Consider the following 17,948-nt stretch of genomic DNA (forward strand, 5'->3'; position numbering starts at 1 on the left):
AACGATTTGCCGTTACAGATAAATTGGAATGAGATAAATGACTTTTTGTCAGATTCCGGATATGGTGTAAATATGCCAATGGAGAATTGGTTTATGATGGATTGGGCGAGACAGCCCTGTGTGGAGAATGGTATAAAAGAAGGAAAGTTTTCTATGAAAGGGTTTCGAGTGTTACAAGCTTTAAGTAACGATATGAAACACATTTTTTATGATGTGAGGTTTAATTATGACCGTGGACCGGATATAGAAGATAAAAATAGGAAGTACGAAGCCGTAAAAAAGGTGTTGGATACAAAATACGCCGGTTTGTCAGAAAAAGTACGGAAGAATATATATGACCAATTTGTTAAGATATATGAAAGAAAAATCTAATTACAATACAAAGGAGGAAGCCGTTAAGTTTTTAATGAATGAAACTAATCTTACATATGAAGAATGTTCTAAAGCCAACGATTTCCATATTAGACTAAATAAGAAAAATTAATATACAATTCAAGTTTATAAAATTAAAAAATGGAATTTAAGGAGCTTCCTGTATAATAAAAAACGTGGATGTTGAAAATTGAAAATACCTCAGAGTACAATAAGACTACTGACTGGCAGGTTAGTAAAAATCTTATTGAACAGAGAGGTATCTACAATGAAGTCTAACATACAGAACGCAAAAATTGAAGCTATTACAGAAAAAACTTTGGTACTCGGAATTGATGTCGGAAGTGAGACGCACTACGCCAGAGCTTTTGATTACAGAGGAATTGAGTATTCAAAGAAACCTTTTAAATTTAGTAACACAGAGGCTGGATTTGTGACATTTAAGGAATGGATCTTGGATCTCAAAGAAAGACATGAGAAGGATAAGGTGGTTCCAGGTATGGAACCGACCGGGCATTACTGGTTCAACCTTGGAAAGTTTCTACAGGATAATGAAATGAAACCGGTTCTTGTAAATCCTCACCATGTGAAAAAATCAAAAGAACTCGACGACAATAATCCAACTAAAAATGACCGTAAGGATCCGAAAGTTATAGCAGGATTAGTTAGAGAGGGACGTTACATGATCCCATACCTGCCGGATGGTGTTTACGCTGATCTTAGAACAGCATCAAACATAAGATTCCAGTTACAGGCGGAACTTACAAGAATTCAAAACAGGATCAGTCGTTGGTTCAATATATATTTTCCTGAATATAAGACGGTATACGGAAATCCAGATGCCAAGAGCGGAATGCTAATCCTTAAATCAGCACCACTCCCTGAAGATATCCTGACGTTAGGTATCGATGGAGTGAATCAAATCTGGCGTGAAGCGTAGTTAAGAGCAGTTGGAAAAGCGAGGGCGAAGACCTGATAGAAGCTGCAGAGCACAGCGTCGGAAGTAAAGAAGGAGCAGTATCTGCAAGAATGGAAATCCGAATGCTTCTGGAGGATTATGAATCCAGAAACATACGTCTTCAGGAAGTTATGACTCTGATTGAAGGGTTGGTAAAGCAGATTCCGATGGCTGAGAAGCTGTTGAAAATCAAAGGTGTGGGAATCAAGACAGTGTCAGGATTCCTTGCTGAAGTAGGTGATATCAGCCGTTTTAACACGCCGAAAGAACTGCAGAAGCTTGCAGGGTTGGCATTGGTTGAAAGTAGCTCGGGAAAGCACAAGGGCGAGACAACAATAAGCAGACGAGGTCGAAAGAGACTCAGATACCTGCTCTTTGAGGTTGCAATGTCGCTTGTGGCGAAGAACCCGGAGTTCAGAGAACTCCATAATTATTATACAACAAGAAGGCTGAATCCGTTGAAGAAAATGCAGTCACTTATGGCGATTGCAGCCAAGCTGATACGAGTCTTTTATGCCATGCTGACAAAAGGTGTGGATTATGATCCGAAAAAGATGGTCAGTGACATCAAGAGACCGGCAGTTTATCTACAGGCTGCGTAAGAAAGACAAGTAACTATAATGGAGGCTGTCATGTGGACAGCCACTGGAACAAGCAGAATGTAACAGATAACGTCCGCTGATCACAGTGCTGGAACAGGAAGCGAGTCAGTAATCAATAATACAAAGAATGAGCCAGTAGTCGGCAGGAATATTTTCCATGGGGCGAGACCCCGTTAGGGAGCATAGCTGACACCCTGGTTATGGGCAGGCAGGACGAAGGAAGTTAGGACCTCTGGAGACAGAGATGATCCTGGTGGATATAGGAGGTTAGCTGCCATAGAGGGATGGGTATACACAAGGCCAGTAAAGCGGAAATCAATGACGTTTTATTTCGTATACCCTCAAACCACTATTTCAGTACCTGATACATCGAAATGCTCATAACTGCGGCTTATTCACTGAGATATGAAAGGTTGAAAACCTTGAATTTTCAATAAAAAACACTTGATTATATGAGGAGGAGTATGTAAATGAAATTAGCAGATTTAGCAACAGGCTCTGATTGGATAGTGTGGATTGTCTTTGCGATATTTGCTGTACTTTCTATTATTTTACTTTCTGGACATGGAAGCTGGTTCATTTCTGGATATAATACAGCTTCAAATGAAGAAAAGGAAAAATATGATGAAAAGAAGTTATGCAGAACAATGGGAATTGGAATGTCTATTATAGCAATTCTTGCATTAACTATGGGCTTGTTTGAAAATATTTTGCCTGCATTTTTTGTATATATTGCATTGGGGATTATTTTGGTTGATGTCGTGGTAATTATCATTTTAGGAAACACACTATGCAGAAAGTAATAACTTCAAGTTGGAGAATTGAGAAAATCGGAATTTAGAGGAGTAAAATACTATGAATCCTGAAATAGATATAAGTAATGTTATCCTAAAAACAGAGCGTTTGTTGATTCGCCCGTGGCGGCAATCCGACCTTGATGACTTTTATTCCTACGCTTCAGTAGATGGAGTCGGACAAATGGCGGGTTGGAAGCCTCATAAAAGCAAGGAAGAATCTAAGATTATTCTTGATATGTTCATTAGCCATAAGAAAACATTTGCACTCGAATATCAGGGCAAAGTAATAGGTTCTGTTGGGATCGAAAAATACAATGAAACTCACTTCCCGGAATTTGAAAATAAGAAATGCCGTGAGATAGGCTATGTTCTGAGCAAAGAATATTGGGGACAAGGTTTAATGCCGGAAGCGTTGAAAGAAGTAATTCGTTTTCTCTTTGAGAACGCTAATCTTGATGTAATTTTCTGTGGTCACTTCTTGTGGAATGAGCAATCTCATAGAGTTCAGGAAAAAAGTGGTTTCAAACACTATGCATTTGATACCTATGAGACAGCATTCGGTACAACGGAAGAAAATGAGGTAAACATTCTAAAAAGAGAAGATTGGGTATTGCAGTAAATTCCAGTTTGTAACGAAGGTATTTGCGATGAAAGAAATTAAGATTGAGTTATTGGGGATTGCAATAATACCTTTAGGAATTGCTGTGACAACAAATAATTTTTGGGGATATGTCCTAGGTGTTCTTGGATTTGGCGTCGCTGTAGTTGGCTGTTTTCTAAAAGATAATCACTGATAACTTCTTGTTTGAAAAATTGAGAAAACGTAATATTGAACAAAAAGAAATGCACAGTTCTTAGCTTATCGTGAACTGTGCATTTTTGTAAATAAATACTTTTAATTAGCCGATTACGGCATCCTCTGCTGTAAAATGTTCCAGAGAATTTTCTTTTACCTGAATGCAGATATAAGTAATTCCAGAAATATCGGATGCAAAAAACTGACGCTCTGCAGTAGGCACGATTTTTAGCCAGTCTCCAGTTGAAAGGCTAATTTCTTCTCCATCAATTATTGCTTTGCCGTTACCTGAAAGAATTCCATAGATTTCTTCATTTTCTTTATGAGAATGAACAAATGGGACATTTGCTCCTGCAGGTAGTTCGTTTAAACTGATTTCTGCACCTGTTAAAGACAACTTTTCATGCAGCTCAATTCGGTTTTCCTTTCCAATAGTTGTTTTTGTGTAATTTGCCATAATAACCTCCATAGTTAATTTGTAGTTTCTGGTTGCTTGGTATTAGTATAGTGTGAGACACATACAAAAACAAGTACGCACCTTTTTGTAACTGTACACTCAAAAATGAATGTGTTACAATAGACTCGGAGGTGAGAATTATGCGAGCAAAAGAAGAATTACCGGAATGCCCAGTTGCAACAGCAGTATCTCTTATCGGAGGGAAATGGAAACTGCTGATTTTGCGTAACTTGAAAGAGCGTCCATGGAGATTCAATGAGCTACAACGAAGTATAGATGGTATTTCACAAAAGGTTTTGACAGATAGTTTAAGACAAATGATGAGTGATGGGCTGGCATATCGCCACGATTACCATGAGCAGCCACCGAGAGTTGAATACGGCTTAACGGAACTCGGAACAAAAATGCTTCCAATTGTTAATTCACTTGCTGACTTTGGTAACTACTATAAATCAATTATTGAACAGAATTAAGGACGTTAGTATTTGAAAAGCTTGAACAATTCCAGTTTTGATTTGACTTAATTCATAACATTTATTAACTGTTATATCTTATCCTCGTGAAGTCCGCAACCCCTTGAAAATGCTAAATTTGTAGCGAGTGAGTTTGCCCTTATGCTTTCCCTTGTGTTATATCCTTTTCCCTCATGTTACGAATGCTCACAAGGGCAAAATTAAGGGAAAGAAAATCCAGTAACAAATTATAACATGAAATGAAAATGGCAGGAAGAACGGATTGAAATGCTTTCAAAACTTTTAGAAAATTAAGGAAAGGACAGATAAGATATGAGATTGATTTATGCAAGATATAATCCGCAATGTAATAGCATAGATGTAACCACGTTTGAAAATGTAGTGCTTAGAATTGATTGCAATAAGGCAGAGGAAGGATTGAGAACTACTCCCGGCTCCCAGTGTTCGTTGAATGCTTTGGCTATTGATAATCCATTAGAATATGCAAGATTATACTTGGATGGAGAAATGCAAGTATGGGTTGATGCAGAGGATCGTTTAGATACGTGGTGATTTTGCTAATATAATATCATGATAGAGGTCTAGTACTAAAAATTCCAGAAAAATATATAGAACGTACGGTTATTCCATAATAAGAGGCAGGAATCTTAAGTTTCTAGATGTTTGAATTTTGCCTTAAGGTAAATAGAGAGGACACATTGATTTTTCAGTGTATCCCCTCTATTTAAAATTATTTTTAAATAGTTCTTGCACAAAAACAAATAGCATGCTAAAATCTATTTAAAGAAAGTTTTAAATAGGTAAAAGATATGGGAGAAACTAACATTTTTAAAGTATTGGCAGATAGCCAGCGAAGAGACATTCTTATTATGTTGAGAAATGAACGATTAAATGCCGGAGAGATTGCTGAAAAATTACAGATTACACCGGCTGCTCTTTCTTATCATTTAAAATTACTTAAAAACGCAGACTTGATATCTGAATATAAAGAGAAAAACTTTGTTTATTATGAAATCAACACTACGGTTTTCGATGAATTAATTATATGGGTTAACCAGTTTGGAGGAAAAAAAGTATGAAAAAAATAATGTGGATAGTAGCAATGATACCAGTTGTAGTTACAAGTGTTGTACTACAGTTTATGCCTGATATTATACCTATGCATCATGACTTGGAGGGAAACACTGACAGATGGGGAAGTAAAACAGAAAGCTTTATTTTTCCGGTAATTATTTTGTTTATTACACTGTTTTGGCACTTGCTAATCTATGTGTTTGAGAAAAAATCAAAAAATGCAAATACAGAAAAGGAACAGATGGAAACAAAATCTTCTGCAAAGGTATTATGTGTTGTAGGAATTTCGCAAGCAATCATGTTCGGGATTATGCATTATTTTATTCTTTATTCTTCTTGGATACAGGCAAATGCAGGTGGTGAACATGCGGTTATTGACATTGCAAAAGTTTCATGTATTTTGTGTGGTATTATATTTATTGTATTAGGAAATTTTATGACAAAGGCAAAACGAAATGCAGTAGTGGGAGTTCGAACCGTTTGGAGTATGCACAATGATAATACATGGAGAAAGAGTAACCGCTTTGGTGCAATATGTATTATTATTACGGGGTTATTGACTATCATTACAACCGTATTTACAAGTGGGATGACTGGCACAATCTTTATGTTGATTTATTTATTATTAGCAACAATTGTAACTGTGGTATACTCAAAAAAGATATATGATAAGGAAATAAAAAAATAATTTGTATCTTTATGCGAGAGGGTGAAATTCCAGTCTTTTACGGAGAGATAACAAACGAAGGGAGGCAATTGCCTCCCTTCGTTTGTTATCTACTCCTTCCACGGTTTGGTGGAGAATATGGTCTTGTTAACTCTCGCTCCTTTATGTCCTGTTTCTTAGATATAAGCCTATCGTGTAGAGACTGCGGCTTTTCTCCATACCGTTGTTTCCAATTCTTAAGGCTGTCCTGATAATCCCCATAAGCTGTCTCTGACTTATGAAATGCTTTGTAGAAGGCTTCCGCATTCTGATACCCGTATTCCTTTACGATATGGGATAATCGGGCTTTCATTCGGGAAATACGTTCCTCCAATCCGGCTATCTCTGTTGAAAGTTCGGAACGCCTTTTTGCTTTGAAGATACCTTTGCTGTCGGACAGTTCAATTTCAAGGTCACTTCGCTGTTTCTCGAGTGCAAAAATTGCTTTATTCTGTTCTTGCAGCTTTTGATAAATTTCGCATAAGTGCTTGTAAGAAACTGCTTCCGGTGATGGCTGTGGTCTTGGCAGTATGGCAGGCTTTGGTGTATCTGTCTGCTTTCTGCTTTCTTCTGGTACAGCTTTCTGCTCTTTGAAATCTGTGTTCTCCGGTCTTGCTTCAAGCTCTTTGGAAATTACTTTATCTGCAAGCTCCAGAGTTTTGAGAAATACTTTGGAGATTAACAGTTCTAATACTGCAATGGCAGTACCGATAATGGAAGATAACAGATTCGGTCTGTTTCCGTAAAGCCATACGGATTCCACAATCTTGTCCGTTATCCGTTCCTTTTTTATCTGCATGATTTCTGACTTGGAAACACCCGTTACAATCGCTCTGTCAACAGTCTGATTCCACAAGGTGCGTTTACTGTTGTCTGCCTCAATCTCGGTGGCTTTCGGATTGTTCTTACCAATCTTTTTGGTGGCAAGATACATACCGCCACGCTCAAAAACTTCTAACCGCTGGCTTTTATCCCACACATACTGATTGATAAGATTGGTATAATCCTGCTTGACGGTATCAAGGAAATTTTCAGCCTTGAAGTGTTTATCCTTAATGGAGAAAATCTGTCTTTCGTATACCTCACCTTTGTGAATCACCTTACATCTTTTACGGATATTTCCTTCTTCATCAAGTATCTCTTTCTTGGTGCGTACATGATTTCCCTTTTCGTCATAGAACATATTGCGGGTGGCAACCTTTTCTATGGGCTGTTCCAAGAGTGTACGCTCCGAAAAAATGAGATGGATGTGATAGTTGGTTTTCCGCTTATTGTGATGCAGGGCTGCGATACAGTCCGTTCCGTAAGTCTGTCTGAAATGGTCTGTAAATATCTGCAACAGTCTGTCTGGAGGATACTCCGTAAAAGATTCCGGCAGGGCTATGATCAATTCCCTTGCCTCAATACATTTCCCCTCCGTACCGCTTTTTTTAAATTCTGCCTGATTATATTTTGCAAGGTCAGTCCAAAAATTACGGTCTGTGGTTTCATATACCGCATACAGATTTTCCTGCTTCTTTGGGCTTGAAATATAATAAATTCTTCCCCGGACATTGTGGAGCTTCGTCATCTGAATAAATGAATTTCTTGGCATGTGCTTCCTCCTTTCCGTATCTGCCAAGTACGAAGCTGCAAGAAATGAGGATGGGAAACTTTCTAATGTGAAAGTGAGTAGGCTACATAGGTAGCCTGTCTACGAACATATCCGCCTGTCGGCGAAAGCTCCCAGCAGGGCGAAATACACAGAGTACAAATCGTAAGATTTGTGCGAGGGGTGTATTTCGCTCTCAAACGCCGAGGGCTTGTATAAAAAAGTTTCTTCCCCACTTCTTAAATTTCCGGTTGTATCTTAGAGGAAGCACATGGTATAATCTATTTGCGTGTAGGTATATCATGGCTTCGGTCAGATACATACCTTAGGGATGGTCTTAGGACTGTCCCTATTTAATTTGTCACATTTCTTGTGACAGCTCTGACATTTCCTTTGTCCCTTAAGTCCCTGCCTTCATTGGCGGTCATGAACTTTTCAAGCATATCCGTTTTGATAAGGACTTTCCGTCCTACCTTCAATACCGGAAGCTTTTTCCATTCTACCAGTTTCCGCAGGGTATTTCTGCCGATACCCGTATAGTCGGCAGCTTCCTCAATGGACAGTGCAATCTTCACTTCTGTCATTAAAACACCTCCTCTTGAATTGCATAATGCAATTTTGTGACTATGCCTACTATATAACTTTTATATCTTCTTGTCAAGCGTTACGAAATTTTAAAAGCAATTATTAACTTGCATATTGCAATGCTACTTTTACTGTGTTATACTTTAGCCATACCGAAAAAGGAGGCGTATCAGAATGAAAGATAAAGAATTACGCAAGTTAATCGGTAGCAGGGCAAAACAACGCAGACTGGAATTAGGTGTCAACCAGCCTTATATAGCAGAAAAGATGGGAGTTACCGCTTCCACCATACAGCGGTATGAGGCAGGAACGATTGACAACACCAAGAAGCTTGTTCTGGATGGTCTGTCGGAAGCACTTCATGTATCAGTGGAGTGGCTGAAGGGCGAGACGGAAGAAATGACAAGTGATGTTACGGATAAAAGGGAATTACAGATTCGTGATACCATGACTTCCATTCTCTCCAAACTGCCTTATGATATGAAGGCAGACGAAGCGGATTTTTCCAAAGATTTACTGCTGCTGATGTTGAAGGAATACGAATTATTCGTTGATTCCTTTCAATATGCCTGTAAGAATTTTAAAGGGAATACGGAAGATGCCACAATTGCAAAAGTAATGGGGTTTGAATCCAATCAGGAATATAATGAGATTATGTTCCTTAGGGAAATCACCCATACGGTAAACGCACTGAACGACATGGGCGACATTGTAAGGCTCTATTCCAAGAATCCCGAAACGGCAGCCGTAAGGCTTGCAAATCTTCTTTCAGAGAAAGACTCCGAACCGGTATAGATTAGACAACCGGAGTTATGATATACTTACACGCAGAAAGCATTTCATCAGTTCCGATTGTCGATATCGAAAGGAGTAACGATTATGGCAAAAGGTTCTGTAAGAAAGAAAGGCAAGAAATGGTACTACCGCTTCTATGTGGAAGATGCAAGCGGTAATCTGGTGCAGAAGGAATTTGCAGGTACGGAAAACAAAAGCGAAACGGAAAAGCTGTTGAGGCAGGCAATGGAGGATTATGAAGCCAAGCGGTTTGTTGCAAAGGCTGAAAACATCACACTCGGAGAGTTGCTTGACCTGTGGGCTGAGGAAGAATTAAAGACAGGCACATTGAGTAATGGAACGGTTGGCAATTATCTTCAGACAATTGGGAGAATCAAACAACACCCTATCAGCAAAAGGAAACTGAAAACGGTGACTTCGGTACACCTGCAGGAGTTTATGGATTTGCTCTCATTTGGAGGCACTGTGGGAGATTTTATATCAAAAGGATATTCCATTGATTATGTAAGGTCATTTTCAGCAGTATTGCAACAGTCATTCCGGTTTGCGGTATTTCCGAAACAGTTTATTACCTTCAATCCAATGCAGTATGTGGTGATGAGGCATAAAAAGGAAGAAACGGATTTGTTTGCGGATGAAACAGCCACAGACAGAGACAAGGTTAAACCGCTTTCCTTTGAAATGTACCGGAAACTGATTGAACAGCTTGGAAAACGAAGTGGGGATGCGATTCTTCCGGTTCAGATAGCATACTTTACAGGTCTCAGACTTGGAGAGGTAGCAGGTCTGACATGGCAGGATATCAACCTTGAAGAACAGTATCTCACTGTACGCAGGAGCATCCGCTACAATGGTGCTACCCATAAGCACGAAATCGGTCCGACAAAGTGGAAAAAGATCAGGGTTGTTGACTTTGGCGATACCCTCGCAGATATTTTGAGGAATGCAAAAAAGGAACAGCACAAAAACCGTTTTCAGTATGGGGAACTCTACCAGCGGAATTTTTACAGAGAAGTAATGGAAAAGAATCGGGTGCATTACGAGTATTATCATTTGAGAATGACAGAGAATGTGCCGGAAGATTACACCGAAATCTTCTTTGTATGCTTAAGGGAGGATGGTTGTCTGGAACTTCCGGCAACCATAGAAACAGCCTGCCGGACAGCAGGAAGAAAAGTACCGGAGCTTGAAGGTTTCCATTTCCACACACTGAGGCATACCTACACGACAAACCTCTTATCCAACGGGGCTCAGCCTAAGGATGTGCAGGAACTGTTAGGACACTCAGACGTGAGTACCACCATGAATGTCTACGCCCATGCTACAAGGGAAGCAAAGCGGACTTCCGCAAGACTTCTTGATAAAGTGGCAGGCAACGATTAAACAACTGAATAATGAATTTTCCCTTGTAATTATCCCATAAGGGCAAAAACAAGGGAAAAGGATACATATATAGAATTTTCAATGGCGGGAAGCCTTGAAAATAGGGGAAAGTTAAGAGAGTTAATAGATAAATCCTAGTTTGGAGAATTGAAAAAACGGAATTTACCTATTAGGACATATAAACTGTTGACAATAAAGCTCCTATATAGTATGTTTTTGGTAAACTACTATATAGGAGCTTTTGTATGGAAATGAATGGAGGATTTCTTGTCACCAAAATAAAACAGCTTGGAGACCGGATTTTCGAGAAGATTCTCAGTGAAAAGAATATTGATGCGTTTAATGGAGCCCAGGGGCGTATTCTTTATGTACTGTGGCAGGAGGATGGTATCTCAATCAGGTCACTCTCGACTAAATGCGGATTAGCGATAACATCTCTTACTACGATGCTGGAAAGAATGGAAAATCAAGGGCTGATAAGCCGTGTTCAGTCTGAAACGGACAAAAGGAAAACACTCCTGTTTCTGACTGAGAAAGCACATGCCTTAAAGGGTGAGTACGATTCTGTATCTGATGAGATGGGCAGTATTTACTACAAAGATTTTTCAGGGGAAGAAATTACCTGGTTTGAGGAATGCCTCGACCGCATCAGAAAGAATCTTGAGGAGTGGCAGAAGTCATGAGTATTTGTATCAAAGATCAGATTCAGAACATGAATATCGTCATTGGCTGCACAGTGGGGTGTGCATATTGCTATGCCCGCAACAACGTGAAACGCTGGCATATGATTGATGACTTCGCTGACCCTGAATTCTTTCCGGGTAAGCTTAAGATGATGGAAAAGAAACGTCCGCAGAACTTTCTTCTTACCGGTATGAGCGATCTCTCCGGATGGAAGCCGGAATGGAGAGACGAGGTATTTGTAAAGATCCGTGAAAATCCGCAGCATCAGTTTCTGTTCCTTACCAAGCGACCTGATTCGCTGGATTTTGATACCGATCTGGAAAACGCATGGTTTGGCGTTACGGTGACGAGGAAAGCAGAACTGTGGCGTATCGACGCCCTTCGGAAAAACGTCAGAGCAAAACATTACCATGTTACCTTTGAGCCGTTATTCGATGATCCCGGCACAGTTGACCTTTCCGGAATCAATTGGATCGTTGTCGGCACCATGACCGGAGCTCAGAGCAGGAAGATTCATACGGAGCCGGAATGGGCATGGTCTCTGACGGACCAGGCACATAAGCTCGGCATTCCGGTGTTTATGAAGGAAGACCTTGTCCCTATCATAGGGGATGAAAATATGATTCAGGAAATGCCGGAAGAATTTAATAAAGTGTTAGAGGTACAGAAATCATGGAAGAAGTAATGAATGGAATCCTCATTCGTGAGGTGGAAACAAAGAACATCATGACTAAGTCTAGTCTGCCGGTAGGCGGTTACTCGGTCAATCCCTATGTGGGCTGTACACATGCCTGCAAGTATTGCTATGCTTCTTTTATGAAGCGCTTTACCGGGCACAAGGAGGAATGGGGCACTTTCCTTGATGTGAAGCATTGGCCGGAAATTAAAAATCCGAAGAAATATGCCGGACAGCGGGTGGTTATCGGTTCTGTGACAGATGGCTACAATCCACAGGAGGAGCAATTCGGGAATACCAGAAAACTTCTGGAGCAGCTGATCGGCAGTGACGCAGATATTCTGATCTGCACAAAGTCGGATCTTGTGGTACGGGATATTGATCTGTTGAAGAAGCTTGGACGTGTAACCGTTTCATGGTCGATCAACACACTAGATGAAAATTTCAAGAACGATATGGATTCTGCTTCGAGCATTGAGCACCGTATCGCTGCTATGAAGCAGGTATATGAGGCAGGTATCCGTACAGTCTGTTTCGTATCCCCGGTATTCCCCGGTATCACGGATTTTGAAGCAATCTTTGAGCGGGTAAAGAATCAGTGCGATCTGTTCTGGCTCGAAAATCTCAATCTTCGAGGCGGTTTCAAAAAGACAATTATGGATTATATCGCCGGAAAATATCCTGATCTTGTACCACTTTACGACGAGATCTATAACAAGCATAACCGCAGCTACTTTGAAGCACTTGAAGTGAAAGCTGAGAAAATGGCTAAGAAGTATGATTGTGCCTTTGTGGATAATGAAATGCCTTATGGCAGAGTCCCGCAGGGGCACCCGGTGATCGTAGATTATTTCTATCATGAGGAAATCCGTGGGACAGAGAATACCGGAAAAAGAAATCGCTAAATTCCAGTTTGATGGAGTGACAAATTCCAGTAAGCTGGTGTGTTTAACCGAGAGACGAATTTGATTTTTACTAATTGTTTATGTAAAGGAATGCCTTGTGATTATATCTGCGATAGTTGTGTAATTGGACAAAAGAGAGCAAAATATGTCGGGACAAAAATATGCTTTGGAGATAAGATGTGTTTTGTAGGAAGGAGTAAATAAGCATGAGCTGGTTGGAAGATATCACTTCATCAATCAAATATATTGAAGGACATCTTACAGATGAACTTACTCTGGAAAAAATTGCTGCAAAGATTAATCTTTCGCCATTTTATTTTCAAAAAGGGTTTTCGATTCTTTGTGGAATTACGGTATCCGAATATATAAGAAATAGAAGATTATCACTTGCCGGCAGAGATTTGCAAACAGATGGTGTTAAGGTTATAGATGTAGCAATGAAATATGGCTATGATTCTCCAGACAGCTTTACGAAAGCCTTCACCAGATTTCACGGTATTACGCCTGCACAGGCGAAGTCCGGAGACGGTGAACTCAAAAACTACCTTCCTCTAAAAATACATGTATCTATGAAAGGTGGATTTGAAATGGAATGTAAAATTGTTAAAAAACCGGCATTTACTGTTGTCGGAAGTGCCAAAATTATTAAAAATGAAGAAGGGTATAAAGAATGCCCACAATTTTGGACAGAGCATTATGAAAAGGGAAACGGTAAGTATATTTGTGGTATGTATGGAATCTGTTTAGATGATGGAGCACCGGAAGGATTCTTCAAGTACATGATTGCTGATGATTATATTCCTTCAAAAGACATACCGGAAGAATTTGAAACGGTAGTTATTCCTGAAAATACATGGGCAGTATTTCCATGTAAAGGATCTATGCCGGAAGCGTTACAAAAAGTGAATACAGAGATTTTTAAGGAATGGCTTCCTGGGAATAGTGATTATGAAATTGCAGGAATGTATAATATAGAATACTACACCGCACCTTGTGATTATCCGAAAGGAAATCAGGATGAGAATTATTATTGCGAAATTTGGATGCCGGTGAAATCAAAAGAACAGTAGATTTTAGAATAATTAGTTAAATTCTTGCGAGGATATGATATGAATAAGGCCAAAAGAATAGTAGATAATATGGATTCTGAAAATGCATTTGCGGTTTGTTCGGAGATTGGAATTATTGATGAAAATGCAACACCGCTTAAGCAGGCAAGATATATTAATGAGCTTTTAAATACTACTGAGAGTATGAAGATATATATGACTGATACTATGCGAAAATGTGGTGGGTGCTGCTTGTCAACCAATGCTATAAAAATAGCAAAAAAATTATACGCTAAATCTAACGATATAGCAGAATTTTTGAATCTTCTGAATGAAGCAGATATTGGCGGAAGGAACTTACATATTTTTGAAGGAAAGATTATTGCTGTATACAAAAAATGTTATTGTAATATACCTAAAAAAGTTGAGAATATGAATAAAAAGTATTGTGAATGTTCTGCTGGTTGGTATATGCGATTGTTCTCTGAGGTTTTTGAAAAGAGTGTAACAGTTACTATTGTTGATACAATTGTCAATGGAGCTTCTGAATGTGTATTTGAAATATCAGATTATGTATAGACAGACAAATTCCAGTTTTTGAAACTGAGAAATCGGAATTTAGCGACGAGGTGAATAATATGGAAAAATGGGGAATGTTTGAATTTAATTCGCCTTATTTTGGAGAAATTATAGAGAAAATAAATGACGTGGTATTGCCAAACGATTACATAGAATTGATGAAAAAACATAATGGTGGTGAAGGCGATATTGGTGAAACCTGGCTTATATTATATCCGTTGGAAGAATTGCAAGAAATAAATGATGATTATGAAATTGAAGAAATTTTGCCGGGTCACATTATTATTGGCTCAAATGGTGGTGGTGAACTTTATGGAATTGATAATAAGGGAAACTACTTTAATGTACCAGTGCCAATAGATGAAGATGATGTTGCTTTGCTTGGAACGGAGATAGAATTACTTCCAGATAAAATTAATGCACTATGGGAGTAGATTCTGTTGTTGGTTATATGACGAACAGATCATAAGCTTTGAAGTTGTAGAGAGGATTAAATTATGGGATTACTTGATAAATTTAAAAGAGTTGAAAAGAAAGCGGATAATAGAAAATTTCCGTTTGAAGATAGTCCTGACACTGCCTGCATTACCTGCTACCATGTGTTGGAGGGGTATAAGCCTATATTATACGTTTCTCACGATGAGGACGGGTATTGGCAGTTTTTATGCGGCGAAAACCATAAGGAAGAAGATGCGAGAGTGGTTTCCTTAGGTGAAATTTTAAGCATAGATGAATCGATGAGGGATTTAGCAGTGTTAGATTACGGTCAATATGCAACCTCAGAAAGTGTTGAAGGTAATTGGACGGTAAAATATAAAAATTAGTAAATACCTAAGTTCGTCCAAATAATTTTACCGGGCAAAATGTAACGGAGGGTTACTATTATCTGTTATAAGTGTTATTTTTGTGATAGTAGGAATTATAATAGTTGATAATAAAGATAATTGATATTGAAGACAGATTTCCAGTTGAAAGAGTAAATAAACTGTTGAATGACAGAGAATAAACTTTGAATTTGAAGGTGAGAACATGATGGAGTGGATAAACATTTTTGGGGCAGTATTTATAGCAGTAATCATGGTACCCAATATTATTTTTACATTAAAGTATAAAGATGGTTTTGAAAATAAGTGGAATAATAAAGGTGTTGAAGTTGTAGAACAGATAGGAAGATTTGGGTGTTTCGGATTTATGGTTGTCAATATTCCTGGAACCTGGTTCGGTTGGTGGTCTGATGAAGCTTTTGCGATATATTTAATAGCAAATGTCGTTTTAATTATACTTTATTGTGTGATATGGATTATTTGTTTTAGAAATAATACGATTTTTAAAGCATTGACATTATCTATTATTCCATCCGTAATTTTCATCTTCAGTGGAATTATGAGCAGGTCTGTATTATTGATTGTAGCATCGCTATTATTTGCACCTGCACATATATTGATTTCATATAAAAATGCAAAGTATTAGATGAATTTGAAGATGACGGAGGGAAAGAAAGTGAAAAAAGCATTGTTGGTAATTGATATGCAGAATGTATGTGTTGGAAAAAATCACGCTACATACTTTAAATATGATAATGAAATTCTGATTCAAACTGTAAACGAAGTTATTGACGCAAATGAAAGTAATGTGGTTGTTTATATCAAAAATATCATGAAGAAAAATTTAATAAATAAGCTTGCACCATTTAAGGCTTATGAAGGAACTGAAGAAGTGGAATTAGTTAGCAATCTTCATGTTATATCTGATTATGTTTTCATAAAATATGAGGGAAACGCATTTAGCAATCCTAAACTTAATGAGTTCTTAAAAGCACATAAGATTAAATGTGTGGAAATCGTAGGAGTTGATGGTGGTGGGTGCGTAGCATTGACTGCGTTAGGGGCCATAAAAGAAGGCTATAGTGTAATACTTAATGAATCAGCTATCGGAACAATGTTTAATAAGAATAAAGAAAAATATTTTAAAAAGCTTCGAGAAGCAGATGCAAAAATTATTTAGATAAATATAAGGCACTCAAAACTTTCAGTCATGCGGAGAGATTGAAAGCAACAGAAACTTTGAAGTTTCACATGGGTTATTAGGAGAAAAAATGGAAAATATTTTAAGTGTTGAAGAAACGAAAACAAGATTAATATGTGAGTTGTCAACAGTAACTGGCTTTAAGTATTTAAAAAGTGGTATTTTGAAGAAAACAGTAAAAGACATTGTGTTTGAAATAAACTTTTTCTCGTCAAAATGGAATGCATCTGGGCAGAGTATTGAAGTAAATGCCGATTTGAGGATTATTTATAAAAAATACGGAAAATTACCAGTTGACAATGTAATAGCATCTATGAGTTATAATCCCAAAGATGGGTATTGGTATGATATATCAACGGAAAGTAAATTGCTTGAAACGAAGAATATATTAGAAAAAAGATTTCGAGATACTGCAATGGATTTGGTAAAAAGATTTGATGAAGATTATAATGCAGCTATACGATATCTTTTCTTTGAAGGGTTTGAAAAATATAATGTGTATCTTGACTTTGTGGCAGATAATTTAGGTCAGGAAATAATTAAAGATAAAGCACAACAAATATATGAGGGTTTATCTGACGAATGTAAAGAACAGGTTATTCAATATCAAAATGGGGCAAGGAATAAATCATGGATGTTAAATAGATGTAATTTAAAATATATTGTGGATAATAACTTGTTCCACTAAGAAGAAAGTAAAATCGCAATTTTTATGTATAAAGGAGAAATGAATGAAACTACTTGTGATAGATATACAAAAAGGAATAACAGATAGTAGACTTTTTAATTTTGATGAATTTATTGAAAATATTACAAGAATTATACAAGCAGCTAGAGATAATCAAATAGAGGTTATCTATTTTCAACATGATGATGGACCAGGAACGGGGTTTTCAATCGGTGATGAAGACTTCGAAATTGCAGAACAAGTGATTCCCAAGGAAGGGGAAAAGATATTTATAAAAAATATCAATAGTTGTTTTGGAAATAAAGATTTTACAGATTATGTTAAAGATGATAATACATTAGTGATAGTGGGACTACAGACAAACTTCTGTATAGATGCAACTGTGAAATCTGCTTTTGAAAGAGGATATAAAGTAATTGTTCCACAAGGGGCAAATTCAACATTTGATAACGACTATATGTCTGGAGAAGAAACCTATAAATATTACAATGATATGATGTGGCCAAAGAGATTTGCTACATGTGTATCTGTTGATGACGCAATTAAATTGATGGAAAGTTAAATCGAGATTTGGAGAGGTATTGTTTATGAAGATTGAATATAGAAAAGCAGATATTACGGATGCAGAATTGCTAATAGATATTTATAATTTTGCATTTTATAGTGATTATATTAAATATGGTGAATGTCCGGCGTATGGAAAGACTAAAGAGATGATGGTCGGGGCGTGGTTAATTGGTTTTTGAGCAACTC

24 protein-coding genes and 2 pseudogenes are annotated in these 17,948 nt (G+C 37.8%); 23 read left to right on the forward strand and 3 right to left on the reverse strand.

Annotated features, from left to right (window positions below; translation table 11 throughout):
- From DW959_RS11790 to DW959_RS14230, 5 genes and pseudogenes are all read left to right on the forward strand, one after another.
- Nucleotides 1-372 (forward strand): annotated as a pseudogene (locus DW959_RS11790) (hypothetical protein); the annotation flags it as partial.
- A 268-nt stretch (nucleotides 373-640) separates the two neighbouring features.
- Nucleotides 641-1,932: pseudogene (locus DW959_RS11795) on the forward strand (IS110 family transposase).
- A gap of 470 nt (nucleotides 1,933-2,402) precedes the next feature.
- Nucleotides 2,403-2,735 carry a DUF3784 domain-containing protein gene (locus DW959_RS11800; protein ID WP_004074378.1) on the forward strand — a complete coding sequence of 111 codons (333 nt, stop codon included), beginning with the start codon at nucleotides 2,403-2,405 and terminating at the stop codon, nucleotides 2,733-2,735.
- Between the two features lie 52 nt (nucleotides 2,736-2,787).
- Complete coding sequence (locus tag DW959_RS11805; protein ID WP_055942783.1) at nucleotides 2,788-3,348, forward strand: GNAT family protein; 561 nt, start codon at nucleotides 2,788-2,790, stop codon at nucleotides 3,346-3,348.
- A 28-nt stretch (nucleotides 3,349-3,376) separates the two neighbouring features.
- The gene (locus tag DW959_RS14230; RefSeq protein ID WP_173784189.1) at nucleotides 3,377-3,523 is read left to right on the forward strand and encodes a hypothetical protein; all 147 of its coding nucleotides are present in this window, start codon (nucleotides 3,377-3,379) and stop codon (nucleotides 3,521-3,523) included.
- A gap of 105 nt (nucleotides 3,524-3,628) precedes the next feature.
- Here DW959_RS14230 and DW959_RS11810 read toward each other — a convergent pair whose 3' ends face one another.
- Entirely contained in the window at nucleotides 3,629-3,982 is a 354-nt protein-coding gene (locus DW959_RS11810; protein WP_117822037.1) for a cupin domain-containing protein, read from the reverse strand.
- A 140-nt stretch (nucleotides 3,983-4,122) separates the two neighbouring features.
- Here DW959_RS11810 and DW959_RS11815 point away from each other — a divergent pair, with 140 nt between their 5' ends.
- The 4 genes from DW959_RS11815 to DW959_RS11835 all read left to right on the forward strand — a co-directional run bounded on the left by DW959_RS11815 (nucleotide 4,123) and on the right by DW959_RS11835 (nucleotide 6,217).
- Nucleotides 4,123-4,455 (forward strand): helix-turn-helix domain-containing protein, encoded by a 333-nt coding sequence (locus tag DW959_RS11815; RefSeq protein WP_008373705.1) that lies wholly within the window; start codon nucleotides 4,123-4,125, stop codon nucleotides 4,453-4,455.
- A gap of 312 nt (nucleotides 4,456-4,767) precedes the next feature.
- Entirely contained in the window at nucleotides 4,768-5,007 is a 240-nt protein-coding gene (locus tag DW959_RS11825; RefSeq protein ID WP_005604353.1) for a DUF6061 family protein, read from the forward strand.
- 257 nt (nucleotides 5,008-5,264) lie between these two features.
- Nucleotides 5,265-5,534: an autorepressor SdpR family transcription factor gene (locus DW959_RS11830; protein WP_005604351.1), complete on the forward strand. Its 270-nt coding sequence runs from the start codon at nucleotides 5,265-5,267 to the stop codon at nucleotides 5,532-5,534.
- On the forward strand, nucleotides 5,531-6,217 hold the full coding sequence (locus DW959_RS11835) for an SdpI family protein (protein ID WP_105309369.1): 687 nt from the start codon (nucleotides 5,531-5,533) through the stop codon (nucleotides 6,215-6,217). The genes DW959_RS11830 and DW959_RS11835 overlap by 4 nt, the downstream gene beginning before the upstream one ends.
- A gap of 85 nt (nucleotides 6,218-6,302) precedes the next feature.
- On the opposite strand, the gene DW959_RS11840 is transcribed toward DW959_RS11835, so the two are convergent.
- Nucleotides 6,303-7,829, reverse strand: coding sequence for a MobA/MobL family protein (locus DW959_RS11840; protein WP_118616241.1), 1,527 nt, complete (start codon nucleotides 7,827-7,829; stop codon nucleotides 6,303-6,305).
- 350 nt (nucleotides 7,830-8,179) lie between these two features.
- The gene (locus DW959_RS11845; RefSeq protein WP_005604346.1) at nucleotides 8,180-8,410 is read right to left on the reverse strand and encodes a helix-turn-helix domain-containing protein; all 231 of its coding nucleotides are present in this window, start codon (nucleotides 8,408-8,410) and stop codon (nucleotides 8,180-8,182) included.
- Between the two features lie 175 nt (nucleotides 8,411-8,585).
- Between DW959_RS11845 and DW959_RS11850 the strand changes: the two genes are divergently transcribed.
- The 14 genes from DW959_RS11850 to DW959_RS11920 all read left to right on the forward strand — a co-directional run bounded on the left by DW959_RS11850 (nucleotide 8,586) and on the right by DW959_RS11920 (nucleotide 17,941).
- Complete coding sequence (locus tag DW959_RS11850; protein ID WP_005604344.1) at nucleotides 8,586-9,206, forward strand: helix-turn-helix transcriptional regulator; 621 nt, start codon at nucleotides 8,586-8,588, stop codon at nucleotides 9,204-9,206.
- Between the two features lie 84 nt (nucleotides 9,207-9,290).
- Nucleotides 9,291-10,589, forward strand: a complete 1,299-nt coding sequence (locus tag DW959_RS11855; RefSeq protein WP_118616243.1) for a tyrosine-type recombinase/integrase — start codon at nucleotides 9,291-9,293, stop codon at nucleotides 10,587-10,589.
- A 245-nt stretch (nucleotides 10,590-10,834) separates the two neighbouring features.
- The gene (locus tag DW959_RS11860) at nucleotides 10,835-11,272 is read left to right on the forward strand and encodes a radical SAM mobile pair system MarR family transcriptional regulator (protein ID WP_118616245.1); all 438 of its coding nucleotides are present in this window, start codon (nucleotides 10,835-10,837) and stop codon (nucleotides 11,270-11,272) included.
- Nucleotides 11,269-11,958, forward strand: coding sequence for a radical SAM mobile pair protein A (locus DW959_RS11865; protein WP_117525228.1), 690 nt, complete (start codon nucleotides 11,269-11,271; stop codon nucleotides 11,956-11,958). Before DW959_RS11860 ends, DW959_RS11865 begins: the two co-directional genes overlap by 4 nt.
- On the forward strand, nucleotides 11,946-12,854 hold the full coding sequence (locus tag DW959_RS11870; protein WP_015567824.1) for a radical SAM mobile pair protein B: 909 nt from the start codon (nucleotides 11,946-11,948) through the stop codon (nucleotides 12,852-12,854). The genes DW959_RS11865 and DW959_RS11870 overlap by 13 nt, the downstream gene beginning before the upstream one ends.
- 206 nt (nucleotides 12,855-13,060) lie before the next feature.
- Nucleotides 13,061-13,924: an AraC family transcriptional regulator gene (locus DW959_RS11875; RefSeq protein WP_117551434.1), complete on the forward strand. Its 864-nt coding sequence runs from the start codon at nucleotides 13,061-13,063 to the stop codon at nucleotides 13,922-13,924.
- Between the two features lie 39 nt (nucleotides 13,925-13,963).
- Complete coding sequence (locus DW959_RS11880; RefSeq protein ID WP_117822034.1) at nucleotides 13,964-14,482, forward strand: DUF6144 family protein; 519 nt, start codon at nucleotides 13,964-13,966, stop codon at nucleotides 14,480-14,482.
- Between the two features lie 59 nt (nucleotides 14,483-14,541).
- A complete protein-coding gene (locus DW959_RS11885) occupies nucleotides 14,542-14,916 on the forward strand; it encodes an SMI1/KNR4 family protein (RefSeq protein ID WP_015534763.1) in 375 nt (124 codons plus the stop codon).
- A 63-nt stretch (nucleotides 14,917-14,979) separates the two neighbouring features.
- Nucleotides 14,980-15,306 (forward strand): hypothetical protein, encoded by a 327-nt coding sequence (locus DW959_RS11890; RefSeq protein ID WP_117807256.1) that lies wholly within the window; start codon nucleotides 14,980-14,982, stop codon nucleotides 15,304-15,306.
- 205 nt (nucleotides 15,307-15,511) lie between these two features.
- A complete protein-coding gene (locus DW959_RS11900; protein WP_022004536.1) occupies nucleotides 15,512-15,952 on the forward strand; it encodes a hypothetical protein in 441 nt (146 codons plus the stop codon).
- A 30-nt stretch (nucleotides 15,953-15,982) separates the two neighbouring features.
- Nucleotides 15,983-16,486, forward strand: coding sequence for an isochorismatase family protein (locus DW959_RS11905; RefSeq protein ID WP_226800971.1), 504 nt, complete (start codon nucleotides 15,983-15,985; stop codon nucleotides 16,484-16,486).
- A gap of 91 nt (nucleotides 16,487-16,577) precedes the next feature.
- Nucleotides 16,578-17,195 (forward strand): hypothetical protein, encoded by a 618-nt coding sequence (locus tag DW959_RS11910; protein WP_117822033.1) that lies wholly within the window; start codon nucleotides 16,578-16,580, stop codon nucleotides 17,193-17,195.
- Nucleotides 17,196-17,238: 43 nt separating this feature from the next.
- Complete coding sequence (locus DW959_RS11915; protein ID WP_117822032.1) at nucleotides 17,239-17,757, forward strand: cysteine hydrolase family protein; 519 nt, start codon at nucleotides 17,239-17,241, stop codon at nucleotides 17,755-17,757.
- A 25-nt stretch (nucleotides 17,758-17,782) separates the two neighbouring features.
- A complete protein-coding gene (locus tag DW959_RS11920; protein ID WP_309295067.1) occupies nucleotides 17,783-17,941 on the forward strand; it encodes a hypothetical protein in 159 nt (52 codons plus the stop codon).
- Nucleotides 17,942-17,948: the final 7 nt, after the last annotated feature.

It is taken from the genome of Clostridium sp. AM46-21, assembly GCF_003480025.1.
GTDB classification, from domain to species: domain Bacteria; phylum Bacillota; class Clostridia; order Lachnospirales; family Lachnospiraceae; genus Coprococcus; species Coprococcus ammoniilyticus.

Coding starts and splice junctions, on each gene's coding strand:
- DW959_RS11800 (WP_004074378.1), top strand. CDS start 2,403: ATGAAATTAGCAGATTTAGCAACAGGCTCTGATTGGATAGTGTGGATT.
- DW959_RS11805 (WP_055942783.1), top strand. CDS start 2,788: ATGAATCCTGAAATAGATATAAGTAATGTTATCCTAAAAACAGAGCGT.
- DW959_RS14230 (WP_173784189.1), top strand. CDS start 3,377: ATGAAAGAAATTAAGATTGAGTTATTGGGGATTGCAATAATACCTTTA.
- DW959_RS11810 (WP_117822037.1), bottom strand. CDS start 3,982: ATGGCAAATTACACAAAAACAACTATTGGAAAGGAAAACCGAATTGAG.
- DW959_RS11815 (WP_008373705.1), top strand. CDS start 4,123: ATGCGAGCAAAAGAAGAATTACCGGAATGCCCAGTTGCAACAGCAGTA.
- DW959_RS11825 (WP_005604353.1), top strand. CDS start 4,768: ATGAGATTGATTTATGCAAGATATAATCCGCAATGTAATAGCATAGAT.
- DW959_RS11830 (WP_005604351.1), top strand. CDS start 5,265: ATGGGAGAAACTAACATTTTTAAAGTATTGGCAGATAGCCAGCGAAGA.
- DW959_RS11835 (WP_105309369.1), top strand. CDS start 5,531: ATGAAAAAAATAATGTGGATAGTAGCAATGATACCAGTTGTAGTTACA.
- DW959_RS11840 (WP_118616241.1), bottom strand. CDS start 7,829: ATGCCAAGAAATTCATTTATTCAGATGACGAAGCTCCACAATGTCCGG.
- DW959_RS11845 (WP_005604346.1), bottom strand. CDS start 8,410: ATGACAGAAGTGAAGATTGCACTGTCCATTGAGGAAGCTGCCGACTAT.
- DW959_RS11850 (WP_005604344.1), top strand. CDS start 8,586: ATGAAAGATAAAGAATTACGCAAGTTAATCGGTAGCAGGGCAAAACAA.
- DW959_RS11855 (WP_118616243.1), top strand. CDS start 9,291: ATGGCAAAAGGTTCTGTAAGAAAGAAAGGCAAGAAATGGTACTACCGC.
- DW959_RS11860 (WP_118616245.1), top strand. CDS start 10,835: ATGGAAATGAATGGAGGATTTCTTGTCACCAAAATAAAACAGCTTGGA.
- DW959_RS11865 (WP_117525228.1), top strand. CDS start 11,269: ATGAGTATTTGTATCAAAGATCAGATTCAGAACATGAATATCGTCATT.
- DW959_RS11870 (WP_015567824.1), top strand. CDS start 11,946: ATGGAAGAAGTAATGAATGGAATCCTCATTCGTGAGGTGGAAACAAAG.
- DW959_RS11875 (WP_117551434.1), top strand. CDS start 13,061: ATGAGCTGGTTGGAAGATATCACTTCATCAATCAAATATATTGAAGGA.
- DW959_RS11880 (WP_117822034.1), top strand. CDS start 13,964: ATGAATAAGGCCAAAAGAATAGTAGATAATATGGATTCTGAAAATGCA.
- DW959_RS11885 (WP_015534763.1), top strand. CDS start 14,542: ATGGAAAAATGGGGAATGTTTGAATTTAATTCGCCTTATTTTGGAGAA.
- DW959_RS11890 (WP_117807256.1), top strand. CDS start 14,980: ATGGGATTACTTGATAAATTTAAAAGAGTTGAAAAGAAAGCGGATAAT.
- DW959_RS11900 (WP_022004536.1), top strand. CDS start 15,512: ATGATGGAGTGGATAAACATTTTTGGGGCAGTATTTATAGCAGTAATC.
- DW959_RS11910 (WP_117822033.1), top strand. CDS start 16,578: ATGGAAAATATTTTAAGTGTTGAAGAAACGAAAACAAGATTAATATGT.
- DW959_RS11915 (WP_117822032.1), top strand. CDS start 17,239: ATGAAACTACTTGTGATAGATATACAAAAAGGAATAACAGATAGTAGA.
- DW959_RS11920 (WP_309295067.1), top strand. CDS start 17,783: ATGAAGATTGAATATAGAAAAGCAGATATTACGGATGCAGAATTGCTA.